This window comes from Emticicia soli (assembly GCF_037860775.1).
Taxonomy (GTDB): domain Bacteria; phylum Bacteroidota; class Bacteroidia; order Cytophagales; family Spirosomataceae; genus Emticicia; species Emticicia soli.
The window spans coordinates 52983-77630 of record NZ_JBBEWC010000013.1 but is presented as its reverse complement, the minus strand read 5'-3'; the positions used below and the strand labels follow the sequence as shown (position 1 = coordinate 77630).

General features: G+C 39.9%; 15 protein-coding genes and 1 tRNA gene. 10 read left to right on the top strand and 6 right to left on the bottom strand.

What is annotated here, in order from left to right; all coding sequences use genetic code 11:
* The first annotated feature begins 137 nt into the window (after window positions 1-137).
* From mnmE to WAE64_RS19985, 8 genes are all read left to right on the top strand, one after another.
* Window positions 138-2033 (top strand): tRNA uridine-5-carboxymethylaminomethyl(34) synthesis GTPase MnmE, encoded by a 1896-nt coding sequence (gene mnmE / locus WAE64_RS20020; protein ID WP_340239516.1) that lies wholly within the window; start codon window positions 138-140, stop codon window positions 2031-2033.
* 222 nt (window positions 2034-2255) lie between these two features.
* Window positions 2256-2861, top strand: coding sequence for a 3'-5' exonuclease (locus WAE64_RS20015; RefSeq protein WP_340239514.1), 606 nt, complete (start codon window positions 2256-2258; stop codon window positions 2859-2861).
* 230 nt (window positions 2862-3091) lie between these two features.
* Window positions 3092-5065 (top strand): DUF2075 domain-containing protein, encoded by a 1974-nt coding sequence (locus WAE64_RS20010; RefSeq protein WP_340239512.1) that lies wholly within the window; start codon window positions 3092-3094, stop codon window positions 5063-5065.
* A 472-nt stretch (window positions 5066-5537) separates the two neighbouring features.
* Window positions 5538-6617 (top strand): sensor histidine kinase, encoded by a 1080-nt coding sequence (locus tag WAE64_RS20005; RefSeq protein ID WP_340239510.1) that lies wholly within the window; start codon window positions 5538-5540, stop codon window positions 6615-6617.
* Window positions 6614-7369 carry a LytR/AlgR family response regulator transcription factor gene (locus WAE64_RS20000; protein WP_340239509.1) on the top strand — a complete coding sequence of 252 codons (756 nt, stop codon included), beginning with the start codon at window positions 6614-6616 and terminating at the stop codon, window positions 7367-7369. Before WAE64_RS20005 ends, WAE64_RS20000 begins: the two co-directional genes overlap by 4 nt.
* A 352-nt stretch (window positions 7370-7721) precedes the next feature.
* Window positions 7722-8852, top strand: coding sequence for an efflux RND transporter periplasmic adaptor subunit (locus tag WAE64_RS19995; RefSeq protein WP_340239507.1), 1131 nt, complete (start codon window positions 7722-7724; stop codon window positions 8850-8852).
* A gap of 34 nt (window positions 8853-8886) precedes the next feature.
* Window positions 8887-12036, top strand: coding sequence for an efflux RND transporter permease subunit (locus tag WAE64_RS19990; protein WP_340239505.1), 3150 nt, complete (start codon window positions 8887-8889; stop codon window positions 12034-12036).
* 3 nt (window positions 12037-12039) lie between these two features.
* Complete coding sequence (locus WAE64_RS19985; RefSeq protein WP_340239503.1) at window positions 12040-13452, top strand: TolC family protein; 1413 nt, start codon at window positions 12040-12042, stop codon at window positions 13450-13452.
* 349 nt (window positions 13453-13801) lie between these two features.
* On the opposite strand, the gene WAE64_RS19980 is transcribed toward WAE64_RS19985, so the two are convergent.
* The 3 genes from WAE64_RS19980 to WAE64_RS19970 all read right to left on the bottom strand — a co-directional run bounded on the left by WAE64_RS19980 (window position 13802) and on the right by WAE64_RS19970 (window position 18942).
* Window positions 13802-14944 carry an FG-GAP repeat domain-containing protein gene (locus tag WAE64_RS19980; RefSeq protein WP_340239643.1) on the bottom strand — a complete coding sequence of 381 codons (1143 nt, stop codon included), beginning with the start codon at window positions 14942-14944 and terminating at the stop codon, window positions 13802-13804.
* Between the two features lie 205 nt (window positions 14945-15149).
* Complete coding sequence (locus WAE64_RS19975; RefSeq protein ID WP_340239501.1) at window positions 15150-18059, bottom strand: PVC-type heme-binding CxxCH protein; 2910 nt, start codon at window positions 18057-18059, stop codon at window positions 15150-15152.
* A 238-nt stretch (window positions 18060-18297) separates the two neighbouring features.
* On the bottom strand, window positions 18298-18942 hold the full coding sequence (locus tag WAE64_RS19970) for a 3-keto-disaccharide hydrolase (protein ID WP_340239499.1): 645 nt from the start codon (window positions 18940-18942) through the stop codon (window positions 18298-18300).
* 677 nt (window positions 18943-19619) lie between these two features.
* Between WAE64_RS19970 and WAE64_RS19965 the strand changes: the two genes are divergently transcribed.
* Together WAE64_RS19965 and WAE64_RS19960 are read left to right on the top strand one after the other, a co-directional pair.
* Window positions 19620-20129 (top strand): RNA polymerase sigma factor, encoded by a 510-nt coding sequence (locus WAE64_RS19965; RefSeq protein ID WP_340239497.1) that lies wholly within the window; start codon window positions 19620-19622, stop codon window positions 20127-20129.
* Window positions 20110-20790 carry a hypothetical protein gene (locus WAE64_RS19960; RefSeq protein WP_340239495.1) on the top strand — a complete coding sequence of 227 codons (681 nt, stop codon included), beginning with the start codon at window positions 20110-20112 and terminating at the stop codon, window positions 20788-20790. Before WAE64_RS19965 ends, WAE64_RS19960 begins: the two co-directional genes overlap by 20 nt.
* A gap of 132 nt (window positions 20791-20922) precedes the next feature.
* Here WAE64_RS19960 and WAE64_RS19955 read toward each other — a convergent pair whose 3' ends face one another.
* The 3 genes from WAE64_RS19955 to WAE64_RS19945 form a co-directional block, all read right to left on the bottom strand.
* A complete protein-coding gene (locus WAE64_RS19955) occupies window positions 20923-21228 on the bottom strand; it encodes a hypothetical protein (protein WP_340239494.1) in 306 nt (101 codons plus the stop codon).
* Window positions 21229-21375: 147 nt separating this feature from the next.
* Window positions 21376-21449, bottom strand: a tRNA-Ala gene (locus WAE64_RS19950).
* 73 nt (window positions 21450-21522) lie between these two features.
* Window positions 21523-24642: a tolB protein precursor gene (locus tag WAE64_RS19945; RefSeq protein WP_340239493.1), complete on the bottom strand. Its 3120-nt coding sequence runs from the start codon at window positions 24640-24642 to the stop codon at window positions 21523-21525.
* Window positions 24643-24648 lie beyond the last annotated feature (6 nt).

Below are 24648 nucleotides of genomic sequence, written 5' to 3'. Positions count from 1 at the left end.
CATACTCTAAACTACTTTTAAGAGCAAAAGTTTAAAAGTAGATTTGCAAAAGTAAATAAATTTTAATCAAATTTCCTTGAGATAAGACCAATTTACACGATTTAAATGATTAAATGGACTGTTTCTCACCATAAAACATGATTCAACTAGACACCATCTGTGCGTTGGCAACTCCACAAGGCGTAGGAGCCATTGGGGTATTAAGAGTTTCGGGCGAGCGGACCTTCGAAATTGTCAATAAGATTTTTAAAGGTAAAGACCTGACCAAGGTTGAATCTCATACCATTCATTTCGGAACTATCAGAGATTATACGGACAATGCCGAAGGAAAAATCATTGACGAAGTGCTTCTATCGGTTTTTAAAACGCCCCGCAGCTTTACCAAAGAAGATGTGATAGAAATATCGTGTCATGGCAGCGACTACATTATTAAATATATACTTAAGCTACTCATACAAAACGGCTGCCGCATGGCAAAGCCCGGCGAGTTTACACAAAGAGCTTTTCTGAACGGACAGTTTGATTTAGTGCAGGCCGAAGCAGTAGCCGATTTAATTGCGGCCGACTCTGAGGCAGCCCACAAAACAGCATTGAACCAAATGCGAGGCGGGTTTTCGACCCAATTAAAAGCCTTACGAGAAGAATTAGTGCACTTTGCCTCATTAGTAGAACTAGAACTCGATTTCGGCGAAGAAGATGTAGAATTTGCCGGGCGAGACGATTTAAGACAATTAATATTGAAAATTCAGAATTTTCTGAAAAAATTAATAGACTCTTTTGATTCAGGGAATGCCATTAAAGAAGGGATTCCGGTAGCTATTATTGGCCCACCCAATGCCGGCAAGTCGACACTGCTAAACATACTGCTCAACGAAGACAAAGCCATTGTAACCGACATTGCAGGTACTACCCGTGATGTAATTGAAGATATTCTTTTTATTGGTGGCATCAAATTCCGTATCATCGACACGGCAGGTATCCGCGAAACCAAAGATGTAGTAGAAACCATAGGCATTGAGCGCTCAAAACAGGCAATGGAAAAAGCCGAAATCATTATTCTACTCTTCGAAAACGAAGTCGACCAGTTATTCCTTGCCAATACCTTTGCCGACATGGTGAAAGATAAGGAAGTGATTTGGGTGAGGAATAAGATTGATTTATTTTCCTCACCCCCAGCCCCTCTCCTTCAAGGAGAGGGGGGTAAATCTCCAACAGAGGCTTTTAAGCCCTCTCCTCCAAGGAGAGGGGCTGGGGGTGAGGAATCTCCAGCAAAATCTGCCTTTAATGTAGTTTCTACCAACCTCTTAAAAAAAGCAAGAGAATTGCGTAGGACTTCTACAGAGACTGAAGAAATCCTTTGGGAATTGTTGAGAAACAGGCAACTAGGCGACAGGAAATTCAGAAGACAACACCCTTTAGAAGACGGCTACATACTTGATTTTTATTGTGATGAATCTAGATTAGGCATTGAAATAGATGGCGCTCACCATCATGAGGGTACTCAAAAGAAATATGACGCAGCCAGAAGCCTTGAAATTGAGTTTATCTACGGCATAAAAATTCTAAGATTCTCTAACAGAGAAGTATTAGAAGATATTGAGAAAGTATTGCAAACGATAGCTGAGCATTTTATTTCCTCACCCCCTACCCCTCTCCTTGGAGGAGAGGGGAGTAAATCTCCAACAGAAACTTTTAAGCCCTCTCCTCTAAGGAGAGGGTTGGGTGAGGAATCCATCAACATCTCAGCCAAAAACAACATTGGTATCGAAGAATTAAAAGACACCATTGTAGCCAAAGCCAAGATAAAAAAACAGTCAGACACCATGCTGACCAATTTGCGCCATTACGAACATCTGGTAAAATCGCACGATGCCCTGGAAGAAGTATTAAAGGGACTAGCACTAGGTATCACCGGAGACTTCCTGGCCCAAGATATTAGATTGTCTTTGTATCACTTAGGAGAAATTACCGGACAAATTACTACTGACGATTTGCTGGCGAATATTTTCAGCAAGTTTTGCATAGGCAAGTAACCAAGCAAAATAAGTATAAAACAACACTATAGAAAATCACACCAAAGCCTTGATAATCAAGGCTTTTTTATTGTGTATTCTACGCTTTATCTTGTTTTATTAGCTGATTGCTTTGATTAAATGGCAATATACCGTTTAATAGTTTTTCTTGCGGTATTTGTAATTTTATTCAATATTTGGGGTTTATTGCTTATTAACATCTATTAAACCTAAACCCCATAAATGGATTTCATAACTATTGACTTTGAAACAGCATCAGCAGATAGAAACAGCCCCTGTGAAATTGGTCTGACATTCGTTAAAAACAGACAGATTCTTGAAACAAAGTCATGGCTTATCAAACCCATCTATAATAGATTCGATTATTTTAATATCCTTATTCATGGCATCAGACCAGAAGATGTAGCAGATAAACCCGAGTTTCCTGAGTTGTGGCGTGAAATTCTTCCTTTAATCGAAAACCAATTTTTAATAGCACATAATGCCAGCTTCGATATGAGTGTTTTGAGAAAAACACTTGAAACCTATCAAATACCCTTCCCATCATTAAACTACTCATGCAGTTACATATTTTCAAAGAAAGTCTGGCAAGGCTTACCGGGTTATGATTTAAAAACACTTTGCAGCATTAATAATATCAACTTAAATCACCATAGAGCAGGTGCCGACAGTAGAGCAACTGCCGAACTAGCCTTAAAAGCATTCGATGTTGCAGAAGTACTATGCACCGATGATTTCCCCGAAAAACTAAAAACGACTATCGGCCAATTGTATATAGGCGGCTACAGCCCATCAGTGTCAAAACGAGTGTATAAGCCTAAAAGATAGTACAAAGATTATCGGTAATCTTTCTAAGCGCGACATAGTATTTACTGGTGCTTTATCTTTATAATTATTACCTTCATATTTTTAAAGATGAGCACTACCTCATCTATTACGATCCAAAACAATCAAGAAGCTTTTCGGTGACAGAAGCATTATTTGTACAAACTTCTCCTGAGATTTTTTTCTAAAAGCATTAGAATAGCTACTTGAATAATAAATTTTAAAAAGACACAATGCTAAACTATTATTATTCAGATAAAATATCCGACTTTCTTCAAAAATCTGCTGCAACGATTATTGGAGAAATATCAGTTAATGGACGACTAGGGCACATAAATACAGAACTCTATGCCTGGGAATTTCAGATTAAACTCTTGAAACAAATTTTAGAAAACCACGACGGCCATTTGTTTTTTGAGTTTTCAATTCCAAGAATGGGTAAGAGAGTTGACTGCTTGTTAATCATCAAAAACATTGTTTTTGTACTTGAGTTCAAAGTTGGAGAGAAAGAATTTATCAATCAAAATATTGAGCAGGTTTGGGATTATGCTTTAGATTTAAAAAATTTTCATAAACCAAGTCACACGCTTTTACTGGTCCCAATTTTGGTAGCCACGCATGCAAAATCAAGTCCGTTTGAAATAATTACTTCCAGCCATAACGACAATCTGATAAATCCCTTAAAAACAAATGCAGAAAATCTAGGAAATACAATCACTCATGTCTTAAACTTCTTTCAGGATGCTAATACCATTGACAGTATTAATTATGTTACTGGCAGCTATTCACCAACACCAACTATTATTGAAGCAGCCATAAGTTTATATAATAATCACAACGTTGAAGAAATTACCAGAAGTGATGCTGATGCCATTAATTTAAAAACTACTACGAAATACATTTCTGAAACCATTGAGTATGCTAAAAGCAACAGTAAGAAAATTATTTGCTTTGTAACCGGAGTTCCGGGAGCAGGAAAAACCCTTGTTGGTTTGAAGGTTGCAACCGAGCACTTAGATAAAGAAAAAGGGAATACATGTGTTTTCTTATCAGGCAATAAGCCATTAGTAGATATTTTGCAGGAAGCACTTGCAAGAGATAAGGTTGTACAGGAAAATCTTAAAGGCAATAAACTAACAAAAAAACAAGCACGAGAAAGCGTAAAAGCGTTTATTCAAATTATACATCATTATCGCGATGAGTATCTGCGAGACCCTAAAGCTCCTTACGATCATGTTGCAGTTTTTGATGAAGCTCAAAGAGCCTGGACAAAAGAGCAGACAGTCAAATTTATGCAGCAAAAAAAAGGAATTCCTAACTTTCAACATTCAGAGCCTGAATTTCTTATTTCCTGTTTAAACAGACATCAAGATTGGGCTGTGGTAGTATGCTTAGTTGGTGGTGGACAAGAAATAAACACAGGCGAAGCTGGGATTTCAGAGTGGTTGTCGGCGGTTAAAAATAACTTTCCAAGCTGGGAGACAAGAATTTCCCCTAACTTATTTGATAGCGAATACGATGCTCAAACAACCATAAAAGAATTAGAAGCAAAGAGTTTGGTTGTCTTTAATCCTGATTTACACTTGGCGGTTTCAATGAGATCTTTCAGAGCAGAGTATTTATCCAAATTAGTAAAAGAAATTTTAGACATTGATGAAAATGCCAAAAACAGGCGACTTCAATTACAAGATAAATACCCAATTGTAATCACCAGAGATATTGAAAAGGCAAAAAAGTGGCTTAAAGAGAAAGCAAGAGGTAGCGAAAGATATGGCATTGTTGTTTCTTCTCAAGCGTATCGCTTAAAACCCTTGGCGATTGATGTAAAGACAGAAATTAATCACATTAATTGGTTTTTAGACGGTAAAGACGATATTCGTTCGTCTTATTTTCTTGAAGATGTAGCAACCGAATTTCAAGTACAAGGCTTAGAATTGGACTGGGCTTGCGTAACTTGGGATGGTGATCTGCGTTTTACAAAAGACGGTTGGAAAACATTTTCTTTTGTTGGAAACAAATGGCAGAATATTCATAAAGATGTTCGCAAAAAGTACCTAATTAATGCTTACAGAGTTTTACTTACAAGAGCGAGACAAGGAATGGTAATAGTTGTTCCAGAAGGAAACATAGAAGACCATACAAGGCAACCCGAATTCTATAATTCTACCTTCAATTATTTAAAAGATATTGGATTTGATGTTTTATAGTTAGAGCAAGTTTTATGATTTTTTCAGGAGTATAAACAAACTATTAATAGGATTGGTATTGGTAAGATTGACTCTTAAAACAATACTTTTATTAAAAAATCATCTACTACTACAACCTTATACAAGCAAATCATCTCTTTACCAGTTTATGTGCCTACATAAAATTGGAACACCTTAAGCAGCGACTAACCGTCATTCATGGACATACTCTACTCTTTTTATCAGATGCACTCATATGCTATGTTTTAAAACCTACTTTTTTTAACGGCACTCACAATCCCGACCCCATAATTCTTTTCAAAACTGTTTCAGTAAGTAAAAATGAATATTCAGTAGTCAAAAATAACACTTGATAAAGAAAGTTTGAGCTTCTTTTTCCTTATATCAAGAAATTTGTGTCAGAAAAAGAAATATTGTTTATACACCAATACCCCTAAAAAGGATGTATATTAAACACCTCTAAACAAACTTGATGAAGAAAGATACATTTCTGAATAACAAAGGAAAACGCATTCTGTTTATCGTTTCAGCCTTTCTATTGCTGTATCTGGTCTCTTATATCATAGACCCCTACTCGCCCTGCTGGAAAAACTACTTTACCCGCGATATTCCCGACATTATAATCGATTGGTCTATTTCATTGCTTTTCTGTTTTCTGGTTTCTGAAACAAGCATATTTATCGGTCTTAAACTCAACCGATATATACAATGGACCGAAAAACCCAGCCGACGACTTCTGATTGAAACAAGTTTAAACCTGTTGGCGGTAATATTGATTCATCTCCTAACAAACTCGGTTTTTACTTATTACTACGGCGACAGTGATGTGTCAATGGTAACTAACTCGATCGAAAAAAACCGTGGAGATCTGCAATGGTTAGTAGTGAGTACAATAATTGCACTCATGATAATGGCTATAAACATTGGCAATTACCTGATTCTGAACTGGAAAAACGAGGCCGTAAAAACAGCCGAGCTAAACCAATTGGTAATTGAAGCCGAATTGCAATCATTAAAACTACAAATAGACCCGCATTTTGTTTTCAATAACCTGAGTGTGCTCTCTGAGCTTATTCTTGAAAACCAACAATTGGGCTACGAATACGCCGAAAATTTCTCAAAAATCTATCGGTATATGCTCGTTAACTCAAAGAAAGATATTATTTCGTTGGAAGACGAGCTAAAATTTCTGAACTCTTATATGTTTCTTATCAAGCATAGGGTTGGTGAGGGCGTAAGTTTCTGTGTTGAGGTCGACAAAGAAAGTCGTCGCTTATCTATGCCGCCACTTACTTTGCAATTGTTGGTCGAAAATGCGCTGAAACATAACAAGACAAGTAAAAAAGACCCGCTTCAAATAAGGATTTATAATACCGACGATTGCCGCCTGATTGTTGAAAATGCGCTTTTACCTATCGAAAAGCCGCTCAATTCGTCAGGAATTGGCATAAAAAACATCATCAGACGCTATAAACTTTTGTCGGAAAAAGAACCGGAAATTATACGAGACGATACTTCATTTAAAGTAATAATACCTCTGATAAAATTATGATTAACCGCATACTAATTATAGAGGACGAAAAGCCTAATGCTGACCGATTACAGCGCTTAATTAAAACCATCCGGCCAAAGGCCAGCATTGTTGCGGTGCTTGATAGCATTGCAGATAGCGTTGATTGGTTTAACACCAATGATAACCCCGATGTTGTGATGATGGACGTAAGGCTGGCCGACGGCATAAGTTTTGATATTTTTGCCAGAGTAAACATTAACTGCCCTATTATATTTACTACTGCTTATGACGAATACGCTGTAAGAGCATTCAAATACAACAGCGTAGATTATCTGCTAAAACCAGTAGAACCCGAAGAATTAGAAGCCGCATTCGAAAAGCTAGAGACATTTGTATCAGGGCAGCAGGAAAAATCGATTGAAGGTTTGCTGAATTACTTGAAACCTAAAGAATTCAGAAGCAGGTTTTTGTTACCTTATCGTGATGGCTACAAATCTTTAATGGTAGAAGACATTATCTATTTTTATTCTGAACTCAAAATAACACGGGCAACCCTACACACAGGTACAGAAGAAATAGTACCACAAACACTAGAAGAGCTGGAACAACAGCTTGACCCTAAGTTATTCTTCAGAGCCAACAGGCAGTTTATTGTGCACATCAATGCCATACAGCAGATTCACAATTATTTCAACGGCAAACTCAAGATTGATATAAAAAATGACCCTGAGGTAGAAATAATTGTAAGCCGCGAAAAAGCCAATCTATTAAAAAACTGGCTGGATTTTTAAGTCGCTTCATCGCACGAGGCGTTGCCATAACAACTTGCTTTTTCAAGCATTAATAAACTATTTTATTTCTTATTATTTTGCTTCCCTCTACCCCATTATTGCAATTTAGTGGCGCAAAAACGTATTTTTATGTGTATTAGTTCATGAAACTACAATGATTTCTATCTTACATAGATCATGACTTTATCAGCTAATTTTCATCTTTCATTTAGGTAACTCTAAGTCAGATTTTCGGTTAAACTTATCTTCGTTTCAGCAATAAATATTCACGGTTCGGTCATTTCCAAGCCTTATTTGTGTAAATGCTTTATTTTTTTTGCATTGAAAATTAATCTCCCAAAAAATGCTAAAAATGTTTCCACAAAGAAAAGCTACTACTATAACAACATTATTTTTACTAGCCAATCTGTTTTTAATGTCATGTGCAAGCAATACAAGCCAAGCACCACAGGAAGCCCCTGTTGATGTTGACGTAATGCAAATACATACATCAGCAGCGGTTGTTGAGAAGAAGTATCCGGGTGCTATTGAAGGTACCGTAAATGTAGACGTAAAAGCACAGGTAATTGGTTACCTCGAAGAAATCTATGTAAAAGAAGGCGACTACGTAAAAAAAGGCCAATCTCTCTTTAAAATTAAGGGAGATGTGTACCAGGAACAAGTAAAAACCAGCCAGGCTGCTGTTAAAGTAGCAATGGCTGCCGAAGAAGCTGCCCGCCTTGAACTCGAAAAAATAAAACCGCTTGTAGAAGGCAAAGTAGTATCTGAAATACAACTTAAAACAGCCGAAGCCAACTATGCCTCTGCCAAAGCGCAGGTAGCACAAGCTACTGCGGGCTTGGGTTCGTCGCAAATCAATGCAGCGTTTAGCCTTATAAAAGCCCCTGTGAGTGGCTATATAGGCCGAATCCCGAACCGTATCGGTAATTTAGTTACGCCTAGTGATGTTACACCGCTTACAACACTGTCAGAAATCAATCAGGTATTTGTTTATTTCTCTTTGAGTGAGGGCGACTATATTTCGTTTATGAAAGACCAGAAAAACAAGGAAGGAAGCAATGCCATAGAGTTGATAATGGCCGATGGCACAGTATATGAACACAAAGGCCGCCTTGAAATGGCAAGTGGAAATATCGACCGCCTGACAGGGAGTATCCCTTTAAAAGCTGTTTTTCAGAACCCTGATAAAATTCTGCGTTCTGGTGGCTCTGCTAAAGTAGTTATTAAAAAAGAGTTCGATTCATCTATCGTTATCCCGATGTCGAGTGTGAAAGATATTCAGGATAGATTCTTTGTGTTTGTATTAGGCGATAGCAACAAGGTAGACATGAAACCTATTACAATCAGCGGAAGCTCTGCTAATAATTACATTGTAGAAACTGGTTTAACTACGGGCGACAAAGTTGTGCTTAACCGTATTGATGTACTAAATCAGGGCATGAAAGTAGTCCCTGTGGCGGCATCAGACACAGCTAAGCGTTAATCTCCCTCTCTCTAAATCCTTAAAGATATTCAGCATGTTAAAAAACATAATAGATAGGCCAGTATTGGCCACAGTAATATCTATCATATTTGTTATACTCGGAATCATAGGTCTTTTAAGACTTCCGATAACAAGATTTCCCGATATTTCGCCCCCAACTGTTAACGTAAGTGGTATGTACCCGGGGGGTAATAGTGAAGCCGTGCTACGTTCGGTAGTAACACCCCTCGAAGAGCAAATCAACGGGGTTGAAAATATGCAGTACATTAAGTCTACGGCAAGTAATGATGGATCTTTTTCTATCGACATCATTTTTAAGCAAGGCGTAAATCCCGACCAAGCTGCCGTAAACGTACAGAACAGGGTGCAACAGGCAACCCCAATATTACCGCAAGAGGTAGTTCGTGGAGGTCTTACCACATCTAAGCGCCAGAACAGTATGATTATGATTTTCAATATTTATACTGAAGACAACGAGAAATACGACGAGCTATTTTTACAAAACTATGCCAACATCAATATTATTCCGCAAATCAAGCGTGTACCCGGTGTAGGGCAAGCGCAGGTATTTGGTCTGAAAGATTATTCGATGCGTGTATGGTTGAATCCTCAGAAAATGGCTGTTTATGGGCTTGTACCCGAAGATGTTACTACAGCCATTGCCCGACAAAGTTTAGAATCGGCACCCGGTAAATTCGGTGAAGAATCAGATGCAGCCCTTGAGTACGTTATCCGTTATAAAGGGAAAAAGAACCTGCCAGAGCAATACGAAAACATAGTAGTAAAAAGAAACGGAGCCAATTTTGTGCGCCTGAAAGATGTATCCAGATTAGAGTTTGGCTCTATCAGCTACAGTGGCGATACCAAAAACAATGGCAAAAATGCCGTAACGGTTGCCATCTTGCAAACCTCTGGTTCAAATGCCAATGAGATTGAAATTGGCGTAGCTAACGAAGTAGCAAAAGCTGCCCGCTCGTTTCCGGCAGGTATCAAATACGATAAATTGATGAGTACTAAGGAAAGACTTGATGAGGCTACGGGCCAGGTAAAGTCTACCCTGATAGAAGCCTTTATTCTTGTATTTATTGTGGTATTCCTATTCCTGCAAGATTTCCGCTCAACCATTATTCCGGCCATTGCCGTTCCGGTTGCTATTGTAGGTACGTTTTTCTTCCTGTTGGTTTTCGGCTTTACTATCAATATCCTTACGCTATTTGCCTTGGTATTAGCTATTGGTATTGTGGTTGATGATGCCATAGTTGTGGTTGAGGCCGTGCACAGTAAGCTCGAAGGCACCAACATGACAGGGCGAGAAGCTACGCATAGCGCCATGAGCGAAATTACAGGTGCGGTAGTATCTATTACCCTCGTAATGTCGGCAGTGTTTATTCCGATTGGCTTCATGACTGGTTCATCAGGTATTTTCTATAAACAATTTGCTTATACACTTGCGGTATCTATCATTATTTCGGCCGTAAATGCCCTTACGCTTACGCCTGCGCTTTGTGCCATGCTGTTGAAAAACACACATGCCGATAATCATACCGATAAGCGTAAGAAAATGAGCTTTGGCAGACGCTTTACTGTTGCTTTCAATGCAGGCTTTGATAATCTGACGGGCCGATACATTAAAGGCTTAGGCTTTTTTGCCAAAAACAAATGGGTGGGTGCTTTATTCGTTATCAGCACCATTGTAGGCGCAGTGCTATTGGTTACCAACACAACCAGAAGTTTTGTACCGATGGAAGACGACAACTTTGTGGTGTATAGCCTTGCCATGCCTCCTGGCACTGCGCTTGACCGCACAACTAAAGCCGCAGGGAAAATTGATAAATTGTTGGAAGACATAGAAGCAGTTGATATAAATACCAGTATTACGGGTTTCAATATTCTTGGTGGTAATGCCAGCCCTGCCTATGTAACAGGCTTTGTGAAGCTGAAAGACAAAAAAGATAGAGGAGCAGTGAAAGATATTGAGACAGTGCACGAGATGATTACAAAGAAACTTAGCACAGTAAGAGAAGGTACAGTAATGGTTATCAGGATGCCTCCGGTTGATGGGTATGGTATCAGCAGTGGTGCCGAACTTGTATTGCAGGATAGAATGGGCCGAGGTGCGGTTTCATTGAAAGCAATGGCCGATAAGGTAATTGAGCAGATAATGAAACAACCGGGCGTACAAATGGCTTACACCGTTTTTCGGGTAGATTATCCGCAGTTAGAGCTTGAAGTAGACGAAGACAAAGCCAACCAGTTGGGTGTTGACGTTAGTTCGATGCTCGGTACTATTCAAATGTATTTTGCCGGAGACCAATCATTGAACTTTACCAGATTTGGTAAGTTTTATCGGGTAAACGTAAAAGCCGATGGCATATTCAGAACCGATGAGAATGCCTTTAATGAGATATTTGTTCGGAATGATCGGGGAGAAATGATTCCGGTTAAGACCTTGGTTACACTTAACAAAGTTTATGGGCCTGAGTCAGTAAACCGATACAATCTATACAATGCCGTATCTATCAACGTAGTTTCTCAACCTGGCACAAGTAATGGGGCTTTGATGGAAAATCTGGAACTAAATGTATTGAACAAACTCCCAAGCGATTATAGCTACGAATGGACAGGTTTGAGTTTGGAAGAGAAAGAATCGGGCAACCAGACTTTAGTTATCCTGATGTTGAGCCTTCTTTTTGTGTACTTTCTTCTGGCTGCACAATACGAAAGCTACCTGTTGCCATTGGCGGTATTGTTTTCTATTCCTACGGGGGTATTGGGTGCTTTTGTAGGCATTAAAGCTATCGGGCTCGATAACAACATTTATGTACAGGTAGGTTTGATTATGCTTGTGGGTCTATTAGCCAAAAATGCTATCCTGATTGTTGAGTTTGCCGTGCAACGCAGAAGCACAGGTATGTCGATATTCGATTCGGCTATTGAAGCGGCAAAAGCCCGAATAAGACCAATCGTAATGACATCACTGGCCTTTATTGTGGGTATGATACCATTGATGACAGCCACCGGTGGAACAGCCGCAGGTAATAAGTCTATCAGTACAAGCGCGGCTATCGGGATGTTGAGCGGGGTAATATTGGGTATTTTCGTGATACCGCTGTTATACATGCTCTTCCAGTACCTGCAAGAAAAAATATCGAGAAAAAATAAACTGACCTCGTCATCACATTAAGACATGAGACTATCGAATAAATATATAATCGTTGGGTTAGTGATGGTTACATTTCTTTCGGCTTGTAGTGTCGGGAAGAAATATAGCCGGGCAGACCTGAACGTACCACAAAATTACAGAGATACCATAGCTGTAACAGCCGATACAGTGATGCTGCCGTGGAGAACCTTTTTCAAAGACCCGATTCTGGTTGGTTTAATCGACAAAGCATTGAAGGGGAATAATGAGGTATCTGTTGCTTTAAAGACTATGCAACAACTAGACCTTACTTACCAACAAGCAAGACTGAATCTCTTACCAACTTTTGACTTTAGCCTTGGCGCAAACAGAACATGGCTTTCTAAAAACTCATTGAATGGGTCGATAAGCGACCAGTTTTTAGGTTCTAATTTTCTTGACGATTACAGCGCAACTTTACGCTTAGGTTGGGAGGCCGACATCTGGGGTAAAACCAAAATGATGAAAGAGGGGGCGTTGGCCAACTACTTTGCACAAAAAGAAAACATTGCGGCATTAAAAACACGTATAATAGTACAGGTTGCGCAGGCGTATTATAACCTTATTACGCTTGACGAGCAATTGAAAATAGCTGAGCGCAATATCCAGCTTGGTGATAGTACCTTGCGTATTCTTCATTTGCAATACAACTCAGGCCAGATTACCTCATTGGCTGTTGACCAGGCAGAAGCACAAAAGAAAACAGCCGAGTTATTAGTGCCTTTGGCCTTACAGAATATAGCCGTTACCGAAAATGCCTTGAGCATACTTTGTGGCGCTTATCCTGACCGCATTGAAAGAGCCGGAAACTTTGCTGCGGCATCGCCCGAAGAAGTTTTCCCGATGGGTGTGCCTGCCATGTTGCTCAGCAGAAGACCCGATGTAAAAGCGGCTGAATATGCCGTGGTTTCGGCCAACTCAAGAACCGGACTAGCAAAAGCAGCTATGTATCCGGCCATAAGTTTGAGTAGTTCGGTTGGTGCCAACTCATTCAAATTCAATACATGGTTCGATTTACCGGGTTCATTAGTTAAGAATCTGGGAGTAAACCTTGTGCAGCCGATTTTCCAGAAAAAAGCTTTACAAACGGCCTACGAAGTAGCCATAATAGAGCAAGAAAAAGCGGCTGTTCAATTCAGACAATCGGTCTTGACCGCTGTAGGCGAAGTTTCAAATGCTTTGGCAACTGCCAAGTATTCCGACAGCCGTATAGCTCTGGTAGAACAGAAAAACGCTTCACTCATGAAAGCAAAAAGTGACGCACTATTGCTTTATAAAAGCGGCGTAGCCAATTATCTGGAAGTTATCACGGCACAAAACAATGCTTTGCAAAACGAGCTGGAGGCCATTAATATTAAGAGAGAAAAACTAAACGCCATCGTAGATTTATACAGAGCACTAGGCGGCGGCGTTGAATAAAACAGCATTACAGGTTCTATTGAATGATACACAAACATTTTAAACAAACGCAAAGAGGCTGTCTCAAAAGTTTTTTATACCAAATAATATTTGGAAAAGACCCCACCCTAACCCTCCCCAACAATGGGGAGGGGACTAAAAAGCCCCTCTCCCCACAGTTGGGGAGAGGGGTTGGGGAGTGGGGTCAGTGTCTTGCCAAATAATATTTTGTGCCGTTTTCTTTTGAGACAGCCTCTTTTGTATCCAATTCCGCATAAGTTTTAAAATCGTTTCCATAGAACAGTAAAAAACTCCGTGAAACTCTGTGAGTTTTTACTCCGAGAACTCCGTGGTTAAAAACTTTATATACCTACTTCCTCCCCAAATTCTCAAACAAAAACACACCGTTTTTATTAGCTACTACGATGTCAATCTTTTTGTCTTTGTTGATGTCTTGGGCTACTATATTAAGGCCGGCGCCTGAGTCAGCATCTATTACGTGCTCTTTCCAGTAAGGTTTCTGGCCGGGGGTAAACTCAAAATACAATAAATAAGGTGCATCGGCATCGCCCGGGTCACGGCCATTATGTGCCAGAAACCGCTTGCCTGTTATATATTCTGCTTTGCCATCACCATTTAAATCGGCCATGATAGAGGAGTGCGTTTGTGAAGTAGTGTTGCTCATTAGGTGAGTAACAAAATCTATCTTTCCATCTTTTTCTACCTGCTCATGAAACCAGATACCAAGCGCATGGGCCGAGGCACTTACAACGTCGGCTTTGCCATCGCCGTTTACATCAAGTATCTGCATGTGCGAGCATGGCTCACCAATATTGGCCGGATGAAATACCCAATTGCCGCCTTTATTATCTTTTGTGCCCTTAAACCAACCTTCACGTATCACTACATCGTTGATACCATCTTTGTCAATATCTCCATAGCCAATGCCATGCGAAAATATCTCTGTACCGGGTACATTTTCTTTGCTGATGGCGTTGCGCTTCCATTCGGTTCCGCCTTTTTTGGTTGGCGCTTGAAGCCATACAATTTGCTTCTTGGCTTTATCGCCACAAAGAATATCCAGTCGACCATCACCATCAATATCAATAAAGCCCGGTGATTCATTTGCAATCCCTATCGAATCGGCAATGATGTGTTTTTTCCAATGACCCGGTTTATTCTTTGGATTCTCGAACCAGAAACCCGCTTTCCCCGGAAAATCGATAATTACCACATCGTCCCAGCCATCAAGATTTACATCCATACCTAGGTTCAGAAACGATTCGCTGTATTCTTCACGGGGTTTAAATGCTCTTGACGGAGCCATTTCATGGCGTGTCCAGTTTGGCGCTTCAAACCAATAATACCCTGCCACAATATCTAGTTTACCATCTTTGTTGAGGTCAGCTACTGCTACACCCTCTGAGATAAAATCTCCGGTAATTTTCGTTTTATTGAAATTGACAGCACTCTGGCCAAAAGCAACACCGGCACAAAAACAGCCAACCAGCATAAGCGCCAAAGCACCCCATATATTACGATTTATGTTTGTTTTCATATCTTTTTTTATTTGTGATATGTCTTGAACTTTGCCGGGGCGGCGTACCGCTTTACCTGATTGTTTTGATTTAAATGATTTTTTGATGTGAACAACAACTTAAACAGTGTCTTAGTAATCAGAGAAATCATATAAATCAGGTAAATCAAAGTTCAAGACATTAATGACTCTCCTCATGGTTTCCATGATTTGCTTTTGCATCATGTGACGGGTCAAGAATTTTGGCAATTAATGCCTGATTATCCTGATTCGTTTTTGAAGGCACTTTATCTAAACGTCCGTCTAAATCCTTTAACAGATTTTTAGCTTCGGTAGTATTCAAAGCACCTGTACGTTGAATGGCGTAGGCTAAAAACTTAGGTAATTTAGCTTTTTCCGACATAGTTATAAAACGTTTGGCATCTAAAGCAGCCAAAGGCTCGGCAGCATACCAAACCATTAAAGGCAGATTATGGTCGGCTTTATCTGCTACTTTTTGCGCCAATGCCTCTACAACATCCCAACGTTGGCTTGGGTGTATGCGTTGCATGGCCGACGCCAGATATAAACGAACCAATGGCGAAACATCTGTTTTTGCCATAGCAATCAAACGCTTCAATGTCTCTGGCGAAACACTTTTATCTTCTGCCAATAGCTGAATAGCCCAGCTTCTGATATACTCACTTGGGTTGGCTAATAAAGCCACCATATCTTTTTCGGTAAGACCTTTGGTTACGTGCAATGTCCATAAGGCTCTTAGTTTGCGTGTAACATCAGGATTTTTAGCCAGAATCTCTTTCAAGGCAGCATGCACTTCAGGGTTTGGCCCATGCTCTTGCAAAATAGCTCTCGACTGTCTCACATACCATTCGTTTTTATGCAATTGGTAATTTACCAGTTCTAAATCAGAGGCTTTTGATAAATCTGCTTGTACCCATTTATCGTTATCGTGCGTAATCTTGAAGATACGGCCCATTGTTTTGTTATGCACATCAGGGTTTGGGCTATGGCATTGGTTTTTATCGTACCAGTCAATCACAAACACAGAGCCACTTGGGTCGTATTTGAAGTTGAGCCATTGCGACCACGAATCGTTCATGATAACAAAATCTTTGTTATGCGATGCCACATAGCCAGAGCCTTTTCGTGTCAATTGGTCAACGTTCATGCGGGCACCGTTGATATTGTTCATAAAGATTTTATTACGGTATTCCTGCGGCCAACTTCCACCTAAATACAACATCGCTCCCGAATGGGCATGGCCACCACCGGCAGACCCAGACCTAAAATTACCCGCATGCGGCCCTCTTTCGCCCAACCAATGGCGATGGTCGGCAATGGTCGGAATATCGTCATAAATATATGGGTTGAAGTGCTTACCGGCCTGACGGAAATAGCGCGCGCCCTGTATAACATAATACATGTGAGGAATCACACAGGCAGTAATGAATGCATGTCCATAATCGTTGAAATCAAGCCCCCAAGGATTACTTGAGCCCTCAGCAAATACTTCAAACTCATGCTTGGTCGGATGGTATCGCCAGATACCGCCATTAATTTTCGCTCTTTGGTCGTCAGGTGTACCGGGTTTACCTACTTTTGAATGCGTAAATACGCCATGCGTACCATACAACCAGCCATCTGGCCCCCAACGGAAACTATTAAGTACTTCATGCGTATCTTGTGTTCCCCAACCGTCTAATAGTATTTGTGGCGGCCCAGCAGGTTTGTCGTTAGCAGCATCAAGCGGCACATACAGCAAATAAGGCGCAGCTCCTAACCATACACCACCCATACCTAGTTCGATACCACTCACCAGATTCAGCCCTTCCATAAATACCTTTCGGCTATCGAGCGTGCCGTCGCCGTTGGTATCTTCAAAAATCAGAATGCGGTCTCTGCCTTGTCCTTCGGGTGCAGGTACGGGGTAAGTGTGTCCTTCAACCACCCACAAACGACCTTTCCAGTCGATAGTAAAACAAATCGGACGGATAATGTCCGGCTCGGCGGCTGCCAGATTAATCTTAAATCCTTTAGGCAAAGTCATTGCTTTTGCCGCTTCTGTACCCGAAAGACCTGCGTTTAACACAGGGTCGAGCGGAGGCAGAATAATAATATCTTTTTGTTTTAATTCATTCGGAAAATCGGGGCGGCTCGGATAAAACAAGAAATTATCAAAGTTGATATGCGCCCATTTATCGTTCGGAATATAAGGTATCTGCGAAATACCCGTTTCGTTGTCTATAATGCGTATAAAAATATTCTTATTCAGGTAAGGGCGTAAATCAACCACAACAGGCTGTAGCGTTGCGCGCCCCTGCCCTGTTGAATGAAAAATCACCTTCTTGGTATCGGCTTGCACGAGCTCCACACGGGTATCTTGCAAAGCTCCACCTGATACGCTAAAAGCCGCATAAGGCTGTGTTACCTTAAAAGGCACCGACGTAAGCGTTCCTATCGATTGATAATTGGCTGTGCCGCCACTGCTTAAAAAATACTTTCCTTCAAAACCAATACTCATGTCTTTTTCATGCACAGGCGATGGGTCTTGGCTAAACAGCGGATTCGCAAAGGCATTGCCAGTGGCCGTCCAGTCTTTTAGTGTGCCTGTTTCAAAATTCAGGTTTAGAGGCTGTCCATCTTTCATTGGCAATTTTCCAACTACGGCTACTTCTGTAATCGGGCCATCGACTACTTCCAGTTTACCGACCATTCCGGCAGCACGGTGCCCCGGCACGGTACAATAATAAGTATCGCTTTTTTCGGCTTTAAAGATTATGCTTGCAGTTTGTCCTTTTTCAGAGACAACCTTACTCTTCAAGCCCATTTTCTCTAAGGCCACATCGTGGGTCATTAATTCTGTATTCACAATAGTGATGCGTACAGTGCTCCCTTTACTGGCCTTTAATGTGGGGTTGCGGGTACCGTTTTTAGCAAAGTAGCCTAGCATACTTGCCTCTAATCGGTACTCAAAATCAATTTTTACGGTGTCTTGTTGAGGTTTTGCTTTGTTGGGCAACAGTTTAGCTTCTGCCTTAGGTATTGCAAGCGTGAGCATCAGCAATGGTAAGAGCAAACGAAATTTGTTCATAGATATAGGTTGAAATTGATTAAAGAATTAGGTCGTATATTTTTATTTAGTGATTTAGTGATTAATTGTCTGAACTTTGATTTAACTGATTAACCTGATTATAATGATTAATCATTGAGGTAATCATTACTGTAGATTAAAATGATTTAGTATTAATCAGGGAAATCATACAAATCAGCTAAATCAAAGTTCAGACAATTAATCACTAAATCACACAATCACTCATTCACTAAATTCTTCACTCCGGCAACTCCTCCAGAAAAACATCTTTGAAGGATACCTGTGCGGCGCCTCCGCCGTGAATCTGTACACCTATAAGGCCAGATTGCGGGATGCTTGTATCTGGCTCGGTGTAATCGACGGTTTGTTTACCGTTTACGTACAAGCGGATACGGCGTTTTTCTGCACGAATCTCGTAATCGTTCCAATCATTGATTTTTATCCATTTTAGTACTCCGATAGAATCAGGTCTTATCAAAGTTTTATTCCTGCGTGACTCATCATAGAGCCCACCCCAGAAACCCTCTCCCCAATCGGCCTGATAACCTTCCATTTCATAAGGCGGATTCACTAAACGCTTACTGCGAAATTGGATACCTGAGTTGATAAAGCCCTTGTTGCCCGTAAGTTTAATCTTGAGCTTCATGATAAAATTGGCATAAGGGCGGGTTGTACACAAGAAGTCATTGTGCGGCACGTCTTTTTCGGTAGAGCCGCCTATGAGCATACCGTTTTCGATACGCCATGTGTTAATGGTGTCGCCCTCCCAGCCTTTAAAGGTTTTGCCATCAAAGAGCCTGACAGGCTTTGTTTTTGTAGATTGAGGTATAAAGCTCATCAGCACAAAGCTGATGATGGTTGAATAGAACAAAAAAGATTTCATATAAATCTAGGTTAAGCATTAGAGAATCTCTCCCCCCCATTTAAGCGATTCTCTTTTTTATAATATCCCGTAAAAATTATTTGAAAACTTGAATTTCAAATTCAGCAATTATTTAGGGCTTTAATTCCGGTTTAAAAATAGTGGTATTTTAAGCGAGCCAAGTCAAAAGATGAGCCCCCTAATGCAATTCCATAGAAACACTATGCTTGAAATTATTTATTGAAGGCATAGCCTCGACCTTAGAAGAAAAGTACACCTGATAACTTTATTTAATACGCTACTTGTCAAAGTTATTAATTCTCTGATTAATTTTATTAGAAAAGGCTGTTTTTATTTAAAAGGAGGAACCCTATTTTACTCATTTAAATATTCGAGCTGAAACCCAGAGCTAAAATCAAAGTGTAGCTTGTTTATATTCTTTTAAACCCTCTCAAAAATACTTCTACAAATCTGTGATTTTACAGGCACTTCTGCGAATAATTGAGAAAACGATTATTGATGCAGCTAAAATATAAAAAACTCAAACTCATAGCCTGGGCACTGCTATTTATTACAATCCTCTCAATGAAGTGCCACATTAGTATCACCAAAAATTACTATTATAGCAGTGTGTCGCAAAAACTGATGCGCACAGAAACTATCATTTATGTGCAAGATTATAAAACCGATAGTGAATTATGACACCTAAGCCTACATCGGAGCAATTTCTGAGCATCGTTAATACCCATAAAGGCATTATCTATAAAGTTGCCAATGCCTACTGCAAAGATGCAGAAGACCGAAACGACCTTGTGCAGGAAATCATGATTCAGCTATGGAAATCGTTCAATAATTATGATGAACAATTCAAGTATTCGACATGGATGTATCAGATTGCACTTAATGTGGCTATTTCGTTTTATCGAAAAGAAAGTCGAAGACAGAAAGTTAGCAATCCAATCAATGATAGCATTCTGAATCTTACTGATCCCAACACTAACGATACAACTGAAGAAAATATCAGTATTCTGCACAGGTTTATTGCCGAACTAAAAGAACTTGATAAAGCTTTGATGTTGCTTTATCTGGAAGAAAAAAGCTATAAGGAAATTGCTGAAATAATAGGTATTTCGGAAACCAACGTAGCCACCAAAATTGGTCGCATCAAGATTATTCTTAAACAAAAATTTGAAAAAGTTAACAACTAATACAATGGAAGATAAAGAACTGATTAATCTCTGGAAAACATACGATAAAAAACTGGAAGAGAACCTGACTCTAAACAGAAAGAACGCCGAAGAAATTACCAAAATAAAAATACAGTCGTCGCTGGCATCAATGAAACCGCTTAAAGTTTTTACTGTTATTGTGGGTATTCTTTGGGTAACCTTTGTTGATGTATTGATTTTGGGAGCATTCAAAGCAGGCGGCACATTTTTCCTTGTCTCGGCTATTATTCAAGTAATACTTACCAAGCTAGCTATCGGTATTTATATGTATCAGTTGATTCTGATTGATAAAGTAGACATTAACGATTCTATCCTAGTAACACAGGAAAGAATTGCCCGACTTAAATCGTCTACTATCTGGACAACACGATTACTTTTTTTGCAATTGCCAATCTGGACTACTTTCTATTGGACAGAAACCATGTGGACAAATGCAAATGTCTGGACATATATTATACAGATTTCAATAACGCTTATTTTCACTTATGCAGCCATCTGGTTATTTGTAAATATCAAATACGAAAACCGTGATAAAGTGTGGTTTCAATGGATTTTCAACGGCAAAGAGTGGACACCCGTTATGAAATCGATGGCAATGTTGGAGCAGATAGAGGGGTATAAAGTAGCGCATGAACTCTGAAACCAAAGAAGTGGTAATTATTAAGCAATAACTACCACTTCTTATACACAGAATAGCATAAGGTATAAAGAATTCCTAATGGTTCTATTAATACTATACTAGTTTCTCAAATCCTCATTAAAACATTCTGTTTTAGTTGTTTGAGCTTGCGTTTGGTTCTTGGGAAGCTAATGCGTTTAACTTTTGTTGTTTTAGCATTTCTCTCTTCAATCTGCGTTGTTCCTTTCTTTTTGGCCAACGTGCAGCTTCGTAAGCAGCTAATTTCTCTTTGTTTTCCTGACGGTAAACTTTAGATTTCTCTCTTAATTCTTCGCGATGGTTAATCGCATATTCTCTTGATCTTTGATTTAGGAGGTCACGATGTTTCTCACGGTACTTTTTATGGTATTCCTTTTGATACTCGCGACTTTTTTTGGCCTTTTCTTCTTCAGTACTCATAGGATTTGGAAGTTGGTTGACAAAAACTTTATGAACTAGGCTTTTTTAGTCGACCATATTCGGGAAGAACAACGGAATTAACAGCATCGGAAGTTTCAGGTAAAAAATGTTCATACACAAATGGCATGAGCATTTTGTTTGCCGTAGTGGAGAAGATGGGACTCGAACCCACGACCTCTTGACTGCCAGTCAAGCGCTCTAGCCAACTGAGCTACATCCCCATATTCAAGTATTAAAAGGCCTGATTTTTATACTTTGCACAAAAATGCAAATTTTATCCCAAAATTACAAACATTACCATCCCGGTACCATAAAATTAATTCCGGTAACAGGGCTTTGCAGTTTCTGATTGTATATCGGCAATGCAATATAGGGTTCTAGAATCAAATATCCAAACGCATTAATCCGTAAACTTAAACCTGTACTCATTACAGGTTTTAATTTCAACTGCTGGCCTTCTCCATCATTAAAAGTATAGTCATATGTTTTACCTGGCTTACGATTAGCATCCCAAGCCATACCTATATCAAAAAAGAAATTCAGGTCTGTTGGCATATACGGGAATTCTATCAATGCCAGTCTTTTAGGTCCTGTAAATGGTAATCTTACTTCAAAATTAGCCAAACCCATCTGTGAGCCTTTCAATTGTTGTTCGCTTAAAGCTAATGTTGAGGTTTGATTTGCTAAAGCCTTACCCCAAAAACCATGCATATACCACGGATAGCCAAGAAACATCGGGTATAATTTATTGTAAGCCTCACTATCCGGAGCACCTAAACGGCCATAATAATAGAGCCTCGTAGCCAGTGTTACAGGTTTCAGGTATTTGTACCTCCTGTAATCAACAGTGATACTATTATGCGCAATGCTTCCAAAATAGCGAGCGTATTCAATCCGATACCGATACCCGTTGAGTGGCGCAGTAGTGCCGAAAGTTGTATTATCACCTACATAAGCAATATACAAGCGTTGCAGGTTAAAAGGCTCGAATCCCGCCGCTTTTAAGCTATCTTTTATCATTCTTTGAGGAGTTTCGCTGCCACGATAATAGCTTCCTGTTGTACTGTTTGACCCATAATAATCAGTATAACTACGCCCACTATAACTATACCAATTAGCACTTCCACCTACTTCAATACGCTTAGCTTTGCTTAAAGGATAAATGGCAAATAAGCTAAACTCATTTATAAATAAACGATAGAGATTATAACTTGACTGAATAAGAGAATCAGTGGCAGGTATGCCCAAACTCTCTTTTAGTGCAGGATCTGTAATGGTTTTATTGTTAGCGAAATCAGTAAAACGGTAAGGAATACGAGAGATACTTGCGCCCCATTGCAAAGGTTTCTTCTGATTCAGATAGGCAAGCTGCCCACCAAAATCCTGAATTTCACCATTCAACGACAATACACCCGAAATTTGATTATTGTTGAGCATATCGCTGGCCAAACCTACTACCCCACCTCCAAGACCTGTTCCCCAGCGGCTGGTAGCCATGCCAACGCCTGAGCTACCCAAATAATCAAGCTTGAATTTTGGGTTATATTTTAGATTTTTCAGTTTATTTGTCTGTACACGTCCAAGTATATTCTGTTTGTCCAGATTATTCTGCACTATATTCCTTCCCTCCTTCCATTCGTGCGGTGCTAGTGTTGCGGGTGTTTTATCTACGTTATTTTCAACGGCTTTTCCTATCAACTCGCCTTCTTTTAGCAAATACAAATGATACTTTCCACCCTGAAAATACGAGTAAACCAACTGACCTGTTTTTGAGGCAATGCTCACCGCCGGCGAATACATAGTAATGCCACTAATACCTGTAAAATAATTGCTGAGTTTTTCGATACTGTTTTCAGCAATTGTGTAGCGGTAAAGATTTCTGAAACCATCAGCATCAGACAAGAAATAAAGAAAATTGCCTGTTGGGTCAATTACAGGATTCAGGTTATCGGCTCCCTGGAAAAAATTAAACGTTTCTACTTTAAGCGAGTTAGTTTCTAATCTTGAAATTGAAAAAGTGGCTTTTTCGAGACGAGCAGCAGGCGTGCGGTCTGACACGAAATAAATCCATTTCCCATCCGGCGACCAAGTAGGTTGCAGGTCTGAATTATCGTCGTTGGTTAGATTTCTGACACTCTGGTCTTTAATACTAAAGGCATATAAATCACTCACGCCATTCATTAGTCCCGAAACCACAATGGTATTGCCATCAGGCGACCACGTCGGGTTAGTAAACGAATCGACACCTTTCAGTTCAAAAGTTCGTTTATGGCCTGTGCTTACATCAACTACCGATAATTTATTACGGCCTTTACTCTGAATCACCAGGGCAAGATTTCTGCTATCGGGCGACCACGCTCCGGCAGTTTCAATAAAATTGTAGGCATCTACATGAGCACCAAACGAAGTACTCTCTATTTTTCTTAGAACTTTTCCAGTATGAGCTTCGGCAATATAAATGTCTAAAGAAATAACACTTTTAGAAGAAATGTAAGCTACAAAATTACCGTCAGGGCTAATGGCTGGCGAGAGGTTCATTTCACCAGCAGTCTTGCCAGAGGCAATTTCACGCCCCGCAGGTGTTGACGATGTTCCTTGCCGAAAGGGTGCGTAAGTTTCTATCATGGCTTTTTTCCATCGGCTAGAAAAACGCTCAATATCCATTTTCAGGTTTCGCTTAAAAGCTGCTTCTACACCATATTGGGCTGTTTCTCTGAAAAGCGGGCGTATCATATCGTCGCCATAAGTGGCTGTTATATAGGCCCAGAAAGCCTGTCCCCAACGATACGGAAAATACTTATATTCTTTCGTAACCAAATCTGTAATTGTCGGAATATCATCACTCAGCACAGCATCACGCATCCACATGGCCGTATGTGCATCTACTCTACCTATCGACATATACTCCGCAAGCCCTTCAACCATAAACAAGGGTAAATTCTGGATATTAGCCAAAGTAGTAGAGTCGCCCGAACTCATTAGCTGATACTGAAACGCATGCACCAATTCGTGCCCCAGCACATGGTCGGTCTGGCGTTTTGAATACATCATAGGCATCACAACCCTATTTCGTAGCCCTTCTGTTACACCGCCTGTTCCTTCGCCTATTTGTCCGCCGATAGCTGTAGTTTCCTGAAAGTCGGGATGGTTTTGATAAACAATAATCGGATTGGGTTTGATAAATGCTAGCTTGAAGACTTCCTGATGAATTTTATACCAATGTTCGCTATTAACAATAATGTCGTTGGGTATGGTATTATCCTTAAAATAATGGTATAATTCAAAGTGAGGGCTTTGTAAAACTTTAAATCCGAATGATTTATAACGAGGCTTGTTTTGTCCGAAATATTGTGATTGCGAAAAAGCTAAATTACTGATTATCAATCCTATAACTAACAACAAGTTGTTTCTCATACCCGC